Origin of the sequence: Pedobacter nutrimenti (assembly GCF_032678445.1) — a bacterium.
Lineage (GTDB): Bacteria > Bacteroidota > Bacteroidia > Sphingobacteriales > Sphingobacteriaceae > Pedobacter > Pedobacter nutrimenti_A.
The window spans coordinates 150,259-167,155 of the sequence record NZ_JAVTSQ010000010.1; the positions used below are offsets into that span (position 1 = coordinate 150,259).

General features: G+C 38.3%; 17 protein-coding genes. 13 read left to right on the forward strand and 4 right to left on the reverse strand.

Translation table 11 applies throughout. From position 1 onward, the window contains the following. Nucleotides 1–20 precede the first annotated feature (20 nt). From R2S08_RS19000 to R2S08_RS19020, 5 genes are all read left to right on the forward strand, one after another. Nucleotides 21–1,373: a TlpA disulfide reductase family protein gene (locus R2S08_RS19000; RefSeq protein ID WP_316836610.1), complete on the forward strand. Its 1,353-nt coding sequence runs from the start codon at nucleotides 21–23 to the stop codon at nucleotides 1,371–1,373. 10 nt (nucleotides 1,374–1,383) lie between these two features. Next, nucleotides 1,384–2,766: a TlpA disulfide reductase family protein gene (locus R2S08_RS19005; protein WP_316836611.1), complete on the forward strand. Its 1,383-nt coding sequence runs from the start codon at nucleotides 1,384–1,386 to the stop codon at nucleotides 2,764–2,766. A 118-nt stretch (nucleotides 2,767–2,884) separates the two neighbouring features. Continuing rightward, nucleotides 2,885–4,123, forward strand: coding sequence for a thioredoxin family protein (locus R2S08_RS19010; protein WP_316836612.1), 1,239 nt, complete (start codon nucleotides 2,885–2,887; stop codon nucleotides 4,121–4,123). 83 nt (nucleotides 4,124–4,206) lie between these two features. Next, a complete protein-coding gene (locus R2S08_RS19015; protein ID WP_316836613.1) occupies nucleotides 4,207–5,493 on the forward strand; it encodes a TlpA disulfide reductase family protein in 1,287 nt (428 codons plus the stop codon). 2 nt (nucleotides 5,494–5,495) lie between these two features. Then, nucleotides 5,496–7,166, forward strand: a complete 1,671-nt coding sequence (locus R2S08_RS19020; protein WP_316836614.1) for a serine protease — start codon at nucleotides 5,496–5,498, stop codon at nucleotides 7,164–7,166. A gap of 85 nt (nucleotides 7,167–7,251) precedes the next feature. Here R2S08_RS19020 and R2S08_RS19025 read toward each other — a convergent pair whose 3' ends face one another. Next, entirely contained in the window at nucleotides 7,252–7,758 is a 507-nt protein-coding gene (locus R2S08_RS19025; RefSeq protein ID WP_316836615.1) for an SRPBCC domain-containing protein, read from the reverse strand. 129 nt (nucleotides 7,759–7,887) lie between these two features. Between R2S08_RS19025 and R2S08_RS19030 the strand changes: the two genes are divergently transcribed. From R2S08_RS19030 to R2S08_RS19060, 7 genes are all read left to right on the forward strand, one after another. Then, complete coding sequence (locus tag R2S08_RS19030; protein WP_316836616.1) at nucleotides 7,888–8,877, forward strand: GlxA family transcriptional regulator; 990 nt, start codon at nucleotides 7,888–7,890, stop codon at nucleotides 8,875–8,877. Between the two features lie 33 nt (nucleotides 8,878–8,910). After that, nucleotides 8,911–9,693, forward strand: a complete 783-nt coding sequence (locus R2S08_RS19035; RefSeq protein WP_316836617.1) for a helix-turn-helix domain-containing protein — start codon at nucleotides 8,911–8,913, stop codon at nucleotides 9,691–9,693. Between the two features lie 66 nt (nucleotides 9,694–9,759). Continuing rightward, entirely contained in the window at nucleotides 9,760–10,296 is a 537-nt protein-coding gene (locus R2S08_RS19040) for a dihydrofolate reductase family protein (RefSeq protein ID WP_316836618.1), read from the forward strand. Nucleotides 10,297–10,405: 109 nt separating this feature from the next. After that, nucleotides 10,406–10,900, forward strand: coding sequence for an SRPBCC domain-containing protein (locus tag R2S08_RS19045; RefSeq protein ID WP_316836619.1), 495 nt, complete (start codon nucleotides 10,406–10,408; stop codon nucleotides 10,898–10,900). A gap of 141 nt (nucleotides 10,901–11,041) precedes the next feature. Continuing rightward, nucleotides 11,042–11,659 carry a TetR/AcrR family transcriptional regulator gene (locus tag R2S08_RS19050; RefSeq protein WP_316836620.1) on the forward strand — a complete coding sequence of 206 codons (618 nt, stop codon included), beginning with the start codon at nucleotides 11,042–11,044 and terminating at the stop codon, nucleotides 11,657–11,659. A 62-nt stretch (nucleotides 11,660–11,721) separates the two neighbouring features. Next, complete coding sequence (locus R2S08_RS19055) at nucleotides 11,722–12,966, forward strand: MFS transporter (RefSeq protein ID WP_316836621.1); 1,245 nt, start codon at nucleotides 11,722–11,724, stop codon at nucleotides 12,964–12,966. 22 nt (nucleotides 12,967–12,988) lie between these two features. Beyond that, on the forward strand, nucleotides 12,989–13,543 hold the full coding sequence (locus tag R2S08_RS19060; RefSeq protein WP_316836622.1) for an isochorismatase family cysteine hydrolase: 555 nt from the start codon (nucleotides 12,989–12,991) through the stop codon (nucleotides 13,541–13,543). Between the two features lie 12 nt (nucleotides 13,544–13,555). Here R2S08_RS19060 and R2S08_RS19065 read toward each other — a convergent pair whose 3' ends face one another. Then, nucleotides 13,556–14,200 (reverse strand): class I SAM-dependent methyltransferase, encoded by a 645-nt coding sequence (locus R2S08_RS19065; RefSeq protein ID WP_316836623.1) that lies wholly within the window; start codon nucleotides 14,198–14,200, stop codon nucleotides 13,556–13,558. An 83-nt stretch (nucleotides 14,201–14,283) separates the two neighbouring features. Continuing rightward, the gene (locus tag R2S08_RS19070) at nucleotides 14,284–15,165 is read right to left on the reverse strand and encodes an AraC family transcriptional regulator (RefSeq protein WP_316836624.1); all 882 of its coding nucleotides are present in this window, start codon (nucleotides 15,163–15,165) and stop codon (nucleotides 14,284–14,286) included. A 224-nt stretch (nucleotides 15,166–15,389) separates the two neighbouring features. Here R2S08_RS19070 and R2S08_RS19075 point away from each other — a divergent pair, with 224 nt between their 5' ends. Continuing rightward, a complete protein-coding gene (locus tag R2S08_RS19075; protein ID WP_316836625.1) occupies nucleotides 15,390–15,569 on the forward strand; it encodes a hypothetical protein in 180 nt (59 codons plus the stop codon). Nucleotides 15,570–15,577: 8 nt separating this feature from the next. Here R2S08_RS19075 and R2S08_RS19080 read toward each other — a convergent pair whose 3' ends face one another. Continuing rightward, entirely contained in the window at nucleotides 15,578–16,849 is a 1,272-nt protein-coding gene (locus tag R2S08_RS19080) for a nucleoside recognition domain-containing protein (RefSeq protein ID WP_316836626.1), read from the reverse strand. Nucleotides 16,850–16,897 lie beyond the last annotated feature (48 nt).

Sequence of the window (16,897 nt, forward strand, 5' to 3'; positions counted from 1 at the left end):
AAACCAAATAGAGAATTAAGATGAGAATATTATTAACGCTGGTAACCTTGTTCCTGGCTAGAGTTTCTTTTGCTCAGATGAGTGAGATCCGTGGGGTAATGAAAAATGGTACACAAAAGGATATTTCACTTTTTAATGTTGTAGATGGTAAACCGGAGTTCATGGCCAATACGCAACTAGGTGAAGATGGTTCATTCGGGTTTCTTTTTACACCTCCGAATGAAGGGTTTTATGCAGTGGGTTATACAAAATTGGAAAAAGGCTCTTTGTTCCCTTTATATATGAAAAAAGGGGATAAGGCTGAGCTGGCAATTGATAAGAGATGGATGCAATTTGTGGGAAAGCAGACTCCAGAAAATACTATTCTCTCCTCATGGACCAATCTGACTCAGGATTTAAAAGTTAAATCTTTGTATTTTATCGAGCCGCCCTTAAGTACTTTTAAAGATTTCTTTCCTGAATTGACCAAAGTTGCGGCAGAAACAGATGCGTTTAGAAAAACCATCAAAACCAAGAATGAAAATTTCAACAGGTTGATGACTTCGTTAACCTATTTTGATCTGGATTATTATGCCTTGCACTTCTTACGAACTCCACGTAAAGAGCATCCAAAGAAAGAGGATTATGTGCCTTATTATAACAGTATTGTAGTTGGGAATAAGTTCAAAAATGATGACGTTTTATCTAGCTTATTTGGTGAACTGTTGTTAAATGAGTATGCAGATTATGCAGAAGGCAGGCAGACCAATATTGATGAAAGATTGAAATTATTTTCTACGGATAAACAAAAGGGAATATACACCTTATTTAAAATGGTTCCCCAAATACAATCTTATCCTCAGTATGAGGGCTTAGTTAAAAGTTTTGGCCAATATTTTACTTCGCCAGATTTAAAGAAAAGGGTTGATGAACTGGGTGCCAAGCTCTACATCACCACAGCGGGAGGTAAAGCTGTTGATTTCACCTTTTCGGACCAGAACGGTAAAATGGTTTCTTTAAGTGATTTTAAGGGTAAAGTAGTGCTGATGGATGTTTGGGCAACCTGGTGTGCTCCATGTAAAAAGGAAATACCTTATTTGAAAAAGTTAGAAGAAGAATTGCATGGTAAAGATGTAGTTTTTATCAGTATTTCTACGGATGAGCAAAAGGACAAAGATAAATGGTTGAAGATGGTTGATGATATGAAGCTCACTGGAGTGCAGCTCTATGCTGGCGGCTTTGCAAATAAAGTAACAGATTTTTATAAAATTGAAACTATTCCTCGTTTTATTGTGATTGATCGTGAAGGGAAATTAGTTAGCCCTAACTCGGCCCGGCCTTCTGATCCTAAATTAAAAGCTTTGCTTGAAGCTGAATTGGCAAAAACGAAATAAATATTGGTTTATGAGAAAAATAACACTTGTTTTAGTGGGTTTATTTTTGAGTCTTTGTGCTTCGGCACAAATGACTCAAATTTGGGGAACAGTGAAATCTGAAGGTTTTGACGATAAGGATATTACACTTTATGCTATCAAAGATGGAGAAACTGAAGAAATTACAAAAACCCATTTGGCAAAAGATGGTTCTTTTGGCTTTATGTTCAATCCTGCCCAAGAAGGCTTCTATGCAATTGGTTGGGGGGAGTTTATCAGAGGAAAATTTCCGGTTTATTTAAAAAAGGGGGATAAGGCAGAGGTTGCCATCAATACGAGAACGATTGATTTTGTTGGGATTCAAACACCAGAGAATGCCATTTTATATAAGTGGCTTCAAATGAGTGACTCTGTTAAATATAACTCCTTATATGCAATGAAAAGCTATAAAGAATTCTTTCCATTGTTAACAAAAGTTGCATCCCAAGCCGAAACATTTAAAAAATCTATTCTCACAAAAAACGAGGTATTCAATAAGGCAATGAAACAAGTGGTTGGATATGACCTGGATTTATATGCTTTGAATTTCCTTGCTGTGCCCAGAGGAGGAGTATTTGTAAAGAGAGAGGAGTTGGCTCCCTATTATAATACCATTGTAAATCCAAAAAAATTTAATACGGATGTTGTGCTGGATATGCTTTATGGAAAACGCTTTCTAGGGATGTATGCGAACTTTGCGTTATCGGGTGGTAAGGAAACCTATGCTAACTCAGCTATACTCAGCAAAGCTTCAGTTGATGAAAAAATCGTGGCATTCAATAATGATCACATCAAAGGTGCGATGATTTTAAATGAAAGTAGAATGCCAGGCAATTATGCCGCATATCAAAACTTTATAAAGAATTACGGAAAATATTTTCAATCGCCATACCATCAATTGGTTGTGGAAGAATTGGGGACAAAATTATACAATAGTGTAGTTGGGCCTAAACCTGCCATCAATTTCACTTATCCAGATCAAAAGGGCAAAAGTGTTTCATTGAGTGATTTTAATGGTAAAGTGGTTGTGGTTGATGTGTGGGCAACTTGGTGTGCACCTTGTAAACAACAAATCCCTTTTCTAAAAAAGATGGAAGAAGAGTTCAAAGGAAAAGATGTAGCCTTTATATCCGTAACTGTTGATTATGAAAAAGATAAACAAAAATGGTTAGCCATGCTTAAAGACCTGGATTTGCATGGCATACAATTGTTTGCTGGTGGCTGGACTAAAATAACTAAGGATTATGCGATTAGCGCAATTCCACGATTTATGGTTTTTGGAAAAGATGGCAATGTAGTGTCTGTTGATGCCCCTCGACCATCTGATCCAAAACTGAAGGATATGGTTGAAAAGGAATTGTCGAAGGTTAATTAATAAAAAGATGAAGAAGAATTTGATAAGTATTTTGTTTTTATTCGGTTTCCTGAATGTTTCTGGTCAGGGCATTGAATTTGAGCATAGCTCCTGGAGCGAGGTGGTCAAAAAAGCGAAGGTGCTTCATAAGCCTATTTTTGTAGACATATATACCAGTTGGTGCGGTCCATGCAAAGTAATGGCCGCTCAAGTATTTACCAGACCCGAAGTAGGAGCCAAGTATAATAAAGGCTTTGTTAACGTAAAAATTGATGCAGAAAAGGGAGAAGGCATTGCAATTGCAAAAAAGTACGAGGTAAAATCTTATCCTACATATTTATTCATCAACCCCGCTGATGAATCTTTAATAGACAGGTCTAAGAGCTCAATGGCTGCTGCGGATTTTAATGACGTAGGCGATAAAATGCTTTTTAAATTTACGGGTAGGGATCAGATCGGTCTTGCCGATTTAGATGCAAAGTATAACACTAGTAATTATGATGAGGCTTTTGCTAAAGCTTATATCAAAAGGCTTAAGGCAGAAGGAAAGTCTACAGGACAGGTACTAAGCAGCTACATTACCAAATTTGTAAGCAAAATACCATCGGCAGATCAATTATATTTCATCGGATTAAATTTTGCAAAAGGCGCCGACGCAAACCTTTATAAGTATATGATTAATAACTATAAAGCAATTGATGCAGTTTTATGCAAAAGAGATGGGGTTGCAGGAGCCTCTCTTTATTTCAATCTTCGTGGTGAAACAATTGCTAAGATTGAAGATGCGCTTACACTTAAAAATGAAACGCAATTGGATCGGCTTTTTGCAGACCTTAATACAGTTGAAATCGATGAAAGAAAAAATAAAAAAGTTCTTGAGTTTAAAATACGACTATACACTGCAAATAGGGATACACTCCAGCTTTTACAGGCATATAGAGCATATATAAGTGGGTTTTTATTGCCGTCAAATAAAACAGCTTCTATAGGCAGAGAGAGCTTTGTACTTAATAAGAATGAGCCTGTAGCTGTGCTTCCGATTGATTCGGTTAGTGCTTCAGATTGGTGCTCAAATTATGCAATTAAGCTTTCTAAAATTTCTAAAGATGTTCAAGATAAAAAGTTAACAAATAGCTTGTTTGAAAAGGCAATAACCTTAAATAATTCATCAGTACTCAAAAATAACAGGAATGTGATTGCTTATAATTTTGGTGATAAAGTGCTTGCAATTAAACAACAAGCAGAATTGGTTGGCGAAATGAAGAATAGTAATGACGAATCTTTGAAAGATGCAGAAGCAACGTTTTTGAAAATGCAGAATAACGAGTCTAATCTTCCAATTTTACTGTACAGAAGGAAGATTGTAAAAAAACATTAAAGTAAAGCGTAACCATGAAAAAACTATTAAACCTTGCTGTATTACTGTTCTTCACCATCTGGGCATCTGCGCAAACGGCCGAAGTGAAAGGAACCCTCAAGCCTAATATCAATAAAGTTGTATATCTATTCCAAGTGGTAGATGGAGAAACGAAGCTAGTTAAGTCTTGTAGTTTAGCTGATGATGGATCTTTTTTATTTTCTATTGATCAGCCCAATGAGGGCTTTTATATGATAGGTGGTTTCACGGCGGCGGCCGGACAATTTCCGATCTATCTAAAAAAAGGCGACAAGGCACAATTATCGATTGATAATCGCCAAATGGAATTTACAGGTAAGCAAACCGATGAAAATAAATTATATTCTAATGAAAATGCCGTTTTAAATGAATGGATTAAGTTAACTAGGGAGCTAAAAAGCCAAATTGTAATTCTTGCCGGACCTAAGCGTGCTGTAAATCCTCAGGCAGAATTTGCAGCTGTTAATCAAAAGACTGCAGATTTTCAAAAAAATATCAATACCAAGAATACCAAGTTTAATCTGCTGATGAAGCAGATTGTTAATTATGAAATGGATTTTTATGCGCTTAGTCTGATCAAAAAAAATAATGGGATAATTCCAGAAAGCTTGGCTGAATATGGTAAAACTCTTTTCCAGAAAGATAAATTTAAAAGTGACGATGTATTTCTTTATACCAATGGGAAAGCATTAATAACCCTCTATGCCGATTATGCTGCAAGTATAAGTAAAATGGAAGAAGGTACTAATTTTCTTTCTACCGATCGTCAGAAAGGTACTTACATTTTTGATAGGATGAGTCCGAAAGTTAAAACCTATCCTGAGTTTGAGGCAATGCTTAAGGCACAGGGAAAATACTTTAATTATGCTAGCTTGAAAACCAAAGTTGATGCATTTGGCACCAAGTTGTATAAAGCTACGCCTGGTAGAAAAGCCGCTAATTTTAGCTTTCCTGATCAAGATGGAAAAATGGTTTCTTTGAGCGATTTTAAAGGTAAAGTTGTTTTGGTTGATGTTTGGGCTACTTTTTGTGGTCCTTGTAAAGAGCTTATACCTGCATTAAATCAACTGGAAGCAGATTTGCATGATCATAAAGATCTTGTTTTTGTTGGTGTTGCACAGGATGGACCCAGAGCCAGGAATACCTGGTTAAAAATCATTAAAGAGAAACAAATGGGGGGGATTCAACTGTTCGCAGGTGGTGGTAACAATATATTGGCAAGCGATTATAAAATCAAAGTGATGCCCCGTTATCTGATTTTTGATCGACAAGGCAACGTAGTGACTACAGAAGCACCGCTTCCAAGTAATCCGGGATTGAAGAAAATGTTGCTTGTAGAATTAGCTAAATAACAATGAAGAAAATAATTATATTTTTAATTTGCTTGCAAATTATTAGCCCTGTTTTTGCTCAGGATAAGAATTTTAGTGCAGGTCAATTAGAGAATGAAATTAAGCAGAATATCCAAAAGGCTTATGCCGCATCAGTTCGCATTATTAATTTGGATCGAGCTGGACAGAAAATAGGTTCGTACTTTAGTGGTGTTGTCATTGATGCCGAAGGACATATTCTTACGGCCGGCCATGCAATTAATCCAAACAGCTTATACGTTGTTACTTTTCCAGATGGCCGTGAATTTAAAGCAAAAGGCTTAGGTGTTATCCACACTATTGATGCCGCCATGATAGTTATTACGGATAAAGGAAAATGGCCTGTTGCAAAAATGGGATGGTCATCGCTGCTAGAACCAAATATGCCCTGTCTCAGTATTTCTTATCCAGGGAGTTTAACGGCTACAAAACCAACAATCAGACTTGGCTACATTGCCGAGTTGAAGTATGAAACTGGATTTATGCGTACTACTTGTTTAATGGAACCAGGTGATTCAGGCGGTCCAGTTTTTGATTTGAAGGGAAGGGTAATTGGAACACATAGTAGGATAAGTTTTCGAACAGACGTTAATTTGGAAGTTCCGGTAGACAATTTCAGAAAATACTGGACGGCTTTAACAACACCTGCTATTCATACTGCATTTATAACAGAAGATAAATTTAAGGTAGATAAGAAAGTTGAACAGGTGGCACCAATTCAACAAATGGAGCGGTTGATTTCCAGTTTTGAAACTCAAGATTTAGCATTTAGAAAAGATGTGTTTATGGTTAAGGACTCGATGAATGCGAGCATTTTAAGCACGTTAGTAGATTTGAAAGGTTTAGTTCCTGAATCAAACTTAAAAGGTAAAAGTTTTTTCGTCAGTAAAAGCTCGATGATTGGATCAAATCCAAGAGTTGAAATGGCAGATGGAGGTATGGTTAGTGCTAAGATACTAAGCCGCGATGAAGCAAATGATCTAGTTCTTCTTCAAATACCGCAAGAAATAGAAGGTGGAATAAATTTAAGCACCATAAAGATTGATTATACGTTCGACAAATTGGGTAGTATTTTAATCTCACCAAAACCACATGCCGAAGGTGAGTTAAGCGTCTTAGGAAATATGCAAGTAAAGATTCCTAAATCTGCTGCTGCCTATTTGGGTGTTGGAATAAGCTTTATGACCGAGGATCATACCATTGTTGCATCTGGGCTGTATCCTTTAGTAAGTCAAAAAACTACAAAGCCAAATGATATCGCAGTAATGGATGTATTGAAGAAGATTAATAATCGACCTATTTTAACTGTCGAAGATGTTCCTGATGAATTGTCGAAATATCAGACAAACGATTCAGTTACGTTTCAATATGCCAAAAAATCGGGCGCACTTTATACACAGTCTTTCATACTTAAACGTCGTAGTGTAAGAACGAGTTCACAAGACGACAAATTTATGGACGGTGTAAGCCTTAGACGAGATGATTTTAAAGAAGTGCTGGTTCATGATGGTCAACTAAAACCATCAGAATGTGGAGGGCCGTTATTGGATACAAAAGGTAACTTTTACGGAATTAATATTGCCCGATTGAGTCGTACGAGCAGCTTGGCCATCCCTGCGCCAATGGTTGTACGTTTTGTGAAAGGAATATTATAACTAACCTTTTATACTATGATTGAAAAGAAATCCACGGGAAACAATACCCCTTGAGTGAGTGTATTCATGTACCCTTACCAGTTATCTATTCATGATTGCTTTTTGCTGCCCAGTTTCTAACAAAACTTTCCTCCAGCTCATTCTGTCCTTCTTTTACAGTTGGTTCTCCTTTACCTGTGGTGATTAGGCTTTGAAGACTATCCTGTACGTAGTGAGTCCAGGCATTGGAACAAATATCATAACATTCATATTCGGGAGTGAGACCTATTTGCGTAAATTTCAATTCTGTTTGATTGTCTTTTCTGTTGATCTCAAAAATTATTTGGTCACCTGTCCATTCGTGCTTGTCCTTGGTGAATTTAAAACTGTTCTTGATGATGTGCCAAACAATTTTTTTGTTTGGAATCACTTCTGTAAGCTTGATTTTTGAAATGTGCACATCTTCATAATGATAAAGGAATTCATCATTCAATTGCCCTGTGTTGCCTTCAATATTCTCTGACCACCATCCGCGGACATTTTTGATGGCGTTAAAGACTTCTTCAGGAGTCTGATAGACCAATAACGTCGTCATAAAGTTTTGATTGTTCATATGCTTTAGTTTTCAATGATATAGTAACAAAATTACAGTCTTTAATGAATAGTTTTGTGGTGTTAAATAGACTTTATAGGGGGTTGATTTAGACATGCATTCTGCTTATTTTTACTTAAAACGAACGTGATGAAACATATTACCATCCTTATTCCGAATGGCCATACCAACTTAAGTACCATGGCTTGCATTATAGGTGCTTATGAAATATTGGTAAGAGCCAACGATTATTGGCAAGAAAATGGAAAGCAGTCTTTGTATGAAATTGAAATGGCTGGAGTTTCATTAAATACAAAGTTTATGCAGGGTCTGTTGGAATTAAAGACGCAGAAACATGTTTCTGCTGTTAAAAAAACAGATCTTATTATTATTCCCTCCATAGTGTTTGATTATGACGAAAATAATAAAGAGAATCTGGAGCTGGTTGATTGGATAATGCGCAATTATCGTAATGGTTGTGAAATAGCCAGCATGTGCAGCGGTGCTTTTATGCTGGCATCGACAGGTTTATTGGATGGAAAAAAATGTTCTACGCATTGGTGTTTTGCTGATGTTTTTAAGAAAAAGTTTCCAAAAGTGGATTTACAAGTGGAGAAACTGATTACTGATGAGCATCGCATTTACACCAATGGTGGGGGCTATTCATTTCTGAATCTGATGATTTACCTGGTTGAAAAATATTATGACCGGCAAACAGCGATCTATTGTTCCAAGATCTTTCAGATCGAAATGGATAGACAAAGTCAATCTGCATTTGTCATATTTACCGGACAGAAGCAGCATGGCGACGAGATGATAAAGAAAGCACAAGAGTATATTGAGAGTAAAATACATGAGAAAATTTCTGTAGAAACTCTATCCTCTAAATTTGCTGTTGGAAGAAGAAGCTTTGACCGGCGATTCATCAAAGCAACAGGGAATACTCCAGTTGAATATACCCAGCGGGCAAAAATTGAATCGGCAAAAAAAGCATTTGAAACGACCAGGAAAACCATTCATGAAGTGATGTATGCGGTTGGTTATTCCGATACGAAGGCATTCCGCGAAGTATTTAGGAAAATTACAGGAATGTCTCCATTGGAGTATCGTGGGAGGTATAACAAAGAAGCTGCAAATTAATTTAATGGATAAAAAGGCTTATATTTATAAATTATGCGTTTGCAATTTTATGATATAATTCCAAGTCTTCAACCCTATATCAAGCTGATCTGTTCCATGGACTGCGATGGAGAAACAGACAGGCAGCATATTCGCGTATTGCCGGATGCTTGTGTGGAACTTTTTGTGAATTATACAAATTCGCCTGTCGCAATCATTGATAATGAGCAGCACAAGCGAAGTATTGTTACCTTTCGTATGAGTCGTCCTATGGATGTGCAGATGCGTAAGGGTACTGGTTGTCTTGCCATTTGTTTTTATCCAGGGATTGCGCATCATTTTTTTCCGCTTCCGATGCATGCGCTAAGTGATTTGAATGTATCTCTGTCTGATCTATGGAATGATATGGCAGCGGAGATAGAGGAAAAGCTGGCTGGTATTTGTAATGATGAAGGACGTGTAAATCTGGTACAAAAATATTTATTACAACAGTTAATCTTGGACAAACAAGATCCGCAGGTAGCTTATTGTCTGAATCAGGTGCAACTTTCGAGAGGACTGATCACATTGAGTAAGCTCACAAATGATCTTGGGCTCAGCCAGCGACATCTTTCGCGGAAGTTTCAGCAATATGTAGGCTTATCGACAAAGGAATATCTGCGTGTGAGCAGGTTCATTTATTCACTGGATCATCTAAAAAAATATCCGGCGCTCTCCCTTACAGAAGTTGCCCATGAAAGTGGTTATTACGACCAGGCGCATTTTAATCGTGATTATAAGGCTTATACCGGACATTCTCCTGGTCAGGTAGTGCATTCGCAGCATATTCTATATTAGTGTCCGTTTTGTACAATTTTTAATAGTTGGATCTACGCAATTTTGTAATATAAAAACACAAAAGATATGCGAAAGATAATATTAGGATTGGCTGTAACACTAGATGGATATATTGAAGGCCCCAACGGAGAATATGATTGGTGCTTTACGGATCAGGATTATGGTCTGAATGAATTCTTTACTCGTGTAGATGCCATTTTTATCGGCCGCAAGAGCTATGAGATGACTCTGCAATATGCTGATGACAATAATGGAGAAATGGTGCCCGGTATGCCGGTAATGACTGAATATGTTTTTTCAAGAACGCTGAAATCTGTTAAAAAAGGGGCTGAATTGATATCAGAAAACAGTATTGCTGAGGTAAGAAGGATAAAAGAGTTGCCTGGTAAAGACATCTGGTTATTTGGTGGTGCTTCGCTTGCGGATACTTTGCTAAAGGCAGGTCTGGTTGATGAATTGTGGATGTCGGTGCATCCAATACTTCTTGGAAGTGGCAAATCTCTATTTTATGAACACAGCAGCCGTATAGAGTTAACTCTTTTGGAAAGCAAGACTTACGAAACTGGTTTGATATCGCTTCGCTATAGCATGGATAAGGAGTAAAACGCGATTGGATGAGGTGGTTAGTTATCATTGCTAATTAGGTTGTGAACTTTTTAATATCTTTACTTTTATCATTTCATGATTGTCAAACCATATTTATTGCTCGCTTATGAATAATTTTGATTGGACCTCGTTTACCAAAACTATCGCAATTAAGGCTCCTATAGCAGAAATTTATAGTGCCTGGACCAAAGCCAGCGAGTTGGAGAGATGGTTTCTTGAACAAGTCGTCTTTACCGATGATAAAGGAGCCGATATTGGCCCTGAGGTAAGTGTTACAGAAGGGTGTACTTATAAATGGTTTTGGTATTTATATGAAGACCCGATGCCAGGGCTGATTAAAAATGCAAATGGCAAAGATTTTTTTCAGTTCAGTTTTGAAGGGGAATGCTGTGTAGATGTGACTTTGACCGAGAAACCGGGGTATACCATTATTGAGCTAAAGCATTATAATATACCTACTGATGATCATTCCAAACAGTACATCAGGCTAGGCTGTGCAAGTGGATGGGCTTTTTATCTGGTTAATCTAAAGTCTGTTTACGAGGGTGGGCTCGATCTTAGAAATAAGGATGGGAGCTTGCCGCCTATGATTAATAATTAAGTTAATCATACTACTATTTCTAAAGAACTAACACGCTTGCAGTGGATGTTAAAGGAGAAATGATTGTTTTGTAACATTTCAACATTTTCTGTTTGATTGTCTAAAAAATATTTAATTTTACGGCGATAAAACTTTTCATACATGTCGGCAAGCAATTCTACCAAGGAAGATTTAATGCAGGAACAGATCCTGACGGCGGCTAAAGGCCTGTTTCAGCTATACGGCTTGGCCAAGGTGACAATGGATGATGTGGCTAAAGCAATTGGGAAAGGCCGGAGTTCACTTTATTACTACTATAAAAGTAAGGATGAAATTTTTGATGCGGTTATCATGATTGAAATCCGTGAAATGTTATTGGCTATGACCAATGCGGTTGATCGGGTTTCTGGTGTTGAGCAAAAGTTTCGCGTCTTCTTTTTGACTAAACTTGAAGTACTTCATGAAAAAAGAGCATTTTTTAAGATGCTCGATGTAGGTATGGATGCGAATACTTTATCTGATTTCAATAAAACCAAGATTGTTCATCATCATCTGATTATAAGACAGGAAAGTAAGCTGTTGGAAGCTTTGCTTACTGAGGGTATGGACAAAGGTGAAGTGCGTAATATGTCGGCTTCGGAATTGGAGATGCTTATTTATGTGCTGCTAAGCTGCCTGCGCGGATTAAAACGGGAACTGGACTTGGACAATGATGCGCAAAGACTGGTGTCTGCAGTGGATATGTTTACCCATATGGCTATGCGCGGATTATATAAATAAAAAAATTTACCTGTTATTAGACAAAAGGACGAAAAGTGTCAAATTGATTAAAAATACATTAAATGAACATAGACGTAACCCATAGTACCTTCCGTGCTTTTCGCAATCGTAATTACGCGTTGTTTTTTGCGGGGCAATCCGTTTCGCAAATTGGCACATGGATGCAACGGACGGCGGTTATATGGGTGATTTACTCACTAACCCATTCCGCTTCAATGATTGGTTTTGCTGTATTCGCTCAGCAATTTCCTTCTTTTTTACTTTCCTTGTTTGGGGGAGTGATTGCCGACCGGTACAACCGGCATAAAATACTGCTGGTTACCCAGACAGCGTCAATGATACAGGCGATATTGCTAACGGTATTGATTTTAACCGGACATTATATTATCTGGGAGATTTTGACACTTAGTGCGGTATTGGGAATCATTAACGCTTTTGATACACCAGCCAGACAGCCAATGGTGCATGATATGGTTAATGACAAAGCTGATGTGGCTAATGCCATCTCGTTGAATTCGGCGATGGTGAATATGGCCAGATTGATTGGCCCTGCTTTATCTGGTATGGTACTGCAGCAATTTGGTGCGGGGATTTGCTTTAGTATTAATGCAGTGAGTTTTATTGCAGTTATCATTTCTCTCTTGCTAATGAAATTTCCGGAATTTGAGCGACCGGCTATCCGGAAGAAGATTTCTTCTGAACTGGCCGAGGGTCTCCGTTATCTGAAACAAACTCCATCCATCAGTATGCTTGTCTTCCTGATCATTTGTCTGAGCTTGCTTGTGATCCCTTATGATACCATGGAGCCGGTTTTTGCTAAGGTTATTTTTAAGGGAAATGCGGCTACTTATGGTTATCTGAGTGGTTGCATTGGTTTGGGTGCATTGATTGGTAGCTTTTTGTTGGCTTCGGCAAAAAAGGGGACTAATTTCAGGATGATCATGCTGATGAGCATTGTTGTATTGGGTATGGGGCTGATTTTGTTTTCCCGGATGAGTCATTTTGCATTTGCATTGCCCTTTGCGGTGATATTAGGATTGGGGTCAATCACACCAATGTCTACCAGTATTACCATTATACAGATGGAAGCGGCTACTCACATGAGAGGAAGAGTAATGAGTTATGTGGCGATGGCTTATTTTGGTATGCTGCCTCTGGGGAGTTTACTGATCGGCACGGTTTCACAAAAAATAGGCGCTCCGCTCACCATGCTTTGTCAGGGAATTATTGCGCTTTTAATTGCTGCGTTGTTTTATAAATTAATACCAAAAATTACACCTGATCATAGTGATAAAGTACAAGGATAACGATGAATAAATAAAATAGAAAATGGAACAAAACACCTCAAACACGGCGCTTCTTGTCATGGACATGCAGGCCGGTATCGTAGCGATGCTGCCTCAGGCAGCGACTATTGTGAATAATACAGCTAAAGCTATTGCCAAAGCACGCGATCAGAAGATTCCTGTGATCTATGTAGTAGTGGGTTTTCGTCAAGGTTCACCGGAAATCAGTATGAATAATAAATCTTTTGCTGCTAGTAAGGAACGCTTTGAAAGTGTTGACATGGCTGAATTTGTTAAGGTTCACGAAGGTTTAAAACCACAGGATAATGAAGTTGTGGTCACCAAGAGACGCTTTAGTTCATTTACGGGAAGTGATTTGGAGGTGGTATTAAGGGCTTATGGTGTGCAACATTTGGTGCTAGCTGGTATTTCTACCAGTGGTGTGGTTTTATCTACTTTGCGGGAGGCTGCGGATAAGGATTATCGCTTAACTGTATTAGCCGACTGCTGTGCAGATGGCGATGAAGAAGTGCACCAGGTATTGATGACCAAAGTATTCCCACGCCAGGCCGATGTGCTGATGGTAGGGGGATGGTAAACCCAGGCTATTTTAGGGGTTAAAAGGTTTTGTAGCAAGCATTCGCACTACAGAACCTTTTCCTATGTGGTATTTTCCTTCATTCAAATCAATGATGGCTTCCTCGAGGATCAGGAATTTGTAATCTTTAAAATCTGCAGCCAGTTCTTCAGTGGAGAAGAGTTGGTTGATGTCCTTTGGTCCACCAACTTTAGGATTTTGCAAGACCAGGCTTAAATGATTTTTACTGAAGGCTTCAAATAGGATATAACCACCTGGTTTGAGAGATTGCGCCAGCTTCTGATGAAATAGGGATTTTTTTTCTCCTGCAAAATGAGCATAGATCAATCCAATGGCATTAAAGCACTCTGGCATAAATTCCAGGGCATGTACATCTCCAACCAGGTAGTTGAGTTTGACTTTCTGTGATGCAGCGAGCTCAAGTGCCTTTGTTTTTCCTGCGGAGCTCAGGTCAAATGAAGTCACTTCCCAGCCTGACTTTGCAGCGAATACTCCATTTCTTCCTTCACCATCTGCTGGCATCAGTAGGGTTCCTGGTTTGAGCTTTTGCAAACAGGTTGCAAAAAAATTATTCGGTTCTTTTCCGTAAGCATATTCTTCTGTTTTATAACGGTCATCCCACATTTGCTTGTAGGCTTCGTTCCATGTATTGTCCATCTGTTTTTTCTATTGTTTTGATGAATCAAAGGTAGTTTCAGGACTGGGGTAATGAGTAGGACAGAAATGAAAATGTATGGGACTTAATTGAATTTGTGTCTGAAAACTTCAGGAGTATACCCGGTCTGTTTTTTAAAGAAGCGGATAAAATAGGATACATCTTCATAGCCAAGGCTATAGGCTATACGGCTGATCTGATGAGTTGTGGCAAGCAGATTTCTTTTTGCCTCCAGAATGATCTGTTCATTAATGAGTGCTGAACTGGTTTTGCCTAGCAGTGTTTTAGTAATCGCGTTTAGCTGGTAGGCAGATAAGCATAACAATTCTGCATATTGGGAGACTTGTTTATGGACCGAAATATGGCTTTCCAATAGTTCCAGGAATCTCTCCAGTTGTTCTTGAGCATAATGGTTGTTGCCGGAGATATTGGTGGTATTTTGTCTGATCAGTTCGATGAGTAAAATGGAGATATTTGCTTGTATGATACTTTCAAAACCGGGAAATTTGGCCTCAGATTCCTGGTAGATATAGTCTAGCAGGCTTATGATCTTTTTGCTTCCAATTACATTCATCTGATCGTAATTTATACGGCTTGCTTTTGCCAGTGATTGTTTTGCTGCTTTATCTTGAGGGCGATAAAATTCATTGCTGAATTGTAAAAGGTATCCTGTGCTTCCTGTTTTTAAATGAAGAGAATGTACCTGACCTGGCCGCATAATGAATATGGAGTAATCTGCAATGGTATAAAAAGAAAAGTCAATGTTGTGATGTCCTGAGCCCTTTTCTAAAGCAAGAAGATAGAAATAGTCATGACGATGAAGTTCCTGCAGCATGTCCTGATCCTGGAGTAATTCTTCTATTTTTCTGATGCTAAAATTTTCTGGGAACCCCGGTTCTTTTACTGGTGCTGCAATATGTCTGACTGGTATGCTTTTCTTTTTATCGCCATTGCCTGTTCCGGTCATGCTGGATATAGATTTTAATTTTTATAAATGTAAGCTGATTTAGCAGAAGGCGCAAGCAGCGGGAATAAATTGCTTATTAACAATAACTTGTTGTGTGCTTAAGATTATTTAAACATTTTAACACGAGCTTTGTTATACACTTCCACTAGCCTTATATAAATATGTTAAGTAATTATCTAAATTTCGATTTTGATGTTCAGGGTAAGCCTGTAAAAGGTTTCTGTATGAGAATCCAGGATGATTTTCATGAAACATACGCTGTAATTGTGGAAGGGTATCATTCCTTCTGTGTATGGCTCGATTCAACGTCCACCTGGAGATCTTCCAAATATACGAATGTAGAACCAGGAATACTGGAGCGTATCATAGGACAATTATCCCGAGAGGAAAAAACGGAGGTTTAGAAAAAGATCTATCCGAAAAATAAGTACGCGAGTAAGATGGCTGTAATGACCCCAACCAGGTCTGCCAAGAGCATTGCGCCAATTGCATACCGGGTATTCTTAATGTTTACAGAGCCAAAATAAACTGCAATTACATAGAAAGTTGTATCAGAAGCTCCCTGGAATATTCCTGATAGTCTGCTGGCAAAAGAATCCGGCCCATAGGTTTGCATCGTGCTGACCATCATTCCTCTTGCTGCACCGCCACTTAGAGGGCGGATTAATGCGGTTGGTAAACCTTCAACAAATCTGGTGTCTGCTCCGAGGTAGGCAAAACCGCTTTTAATTCCGCTGATCACGACATCAAAGGTTCCGCTGGTACGTAGCAAGGAAATGGCTACAAGCATTCCTACTAAATAGGGGATGATCTTTATAGCGGTATCAAATCCACTTTTTGCCCCTTCAATAAAAGCATCGAAGACATCTATTTTTTTATAAAGTCCACCTAAAACAATCAGAAGGAATATAAGGAGTATTAAGCCGTTACTGAGTAGTCCTGAAAAGGACTTAATGCCATCGGCATTTAAAGAGGTAATATAAAGGACAAGAAGGGCGATTACGACAGAAAGACAGAGTACCCATGTAATAATAATGGGTTGCAGAATGTTGATCTTTTGTTTGAAAGAGACAATCAGCATGGCTGCTAGTGTACCCATGAAAGTAACAATTAGACATGGAATAAATATGTCTGTTGGGTTTGATGCATTTTGGGAGGCACGAATGGCAATTACACTAACGGGAATTAAGTTGAGTCCTGCTGCGTGCAGACATAAAAACATGATTTGTGCATTGGATGCAACGTCTTTACTTGGATTTAATTCCTGCAAACTTTCCATAGCTTTTAATCCAAAAGGGGTTGCGGCATTGTCTAATCCCAATAAGTTAGCGGAGAAATTCATGATCATATGGCCCATTGAAGGGTGTCCTTTTGGGATGTCAGGAAAAAGTTTGGAGAAAAATGGCCCAACGATTCTTGACAGCAAACGAATACCGCCGGCTTTTTCTGCAATGCTCATCAAGCCCATAAATAAGGCTAAAATACCAATGAGTTTTAAGCAAAGCTCCACTGAAACCCAGCAGGTTTGAATAATGCCATCCAGTTTTAAAGGGTTAGCTGGATCATCGGCCTTGCCAATCACCATCCAGTTAAAGATATCGCTTTGTCCGAAGAAAAAGCACTTGATACTGGCGACTACTATTGCTATAATGATAAAGGCGGACCAAATTCTGCTTAATGCCATTTGTTGGATGTATTTTGAGTGCCTAAGATAAAATTATTTTTTCTTATC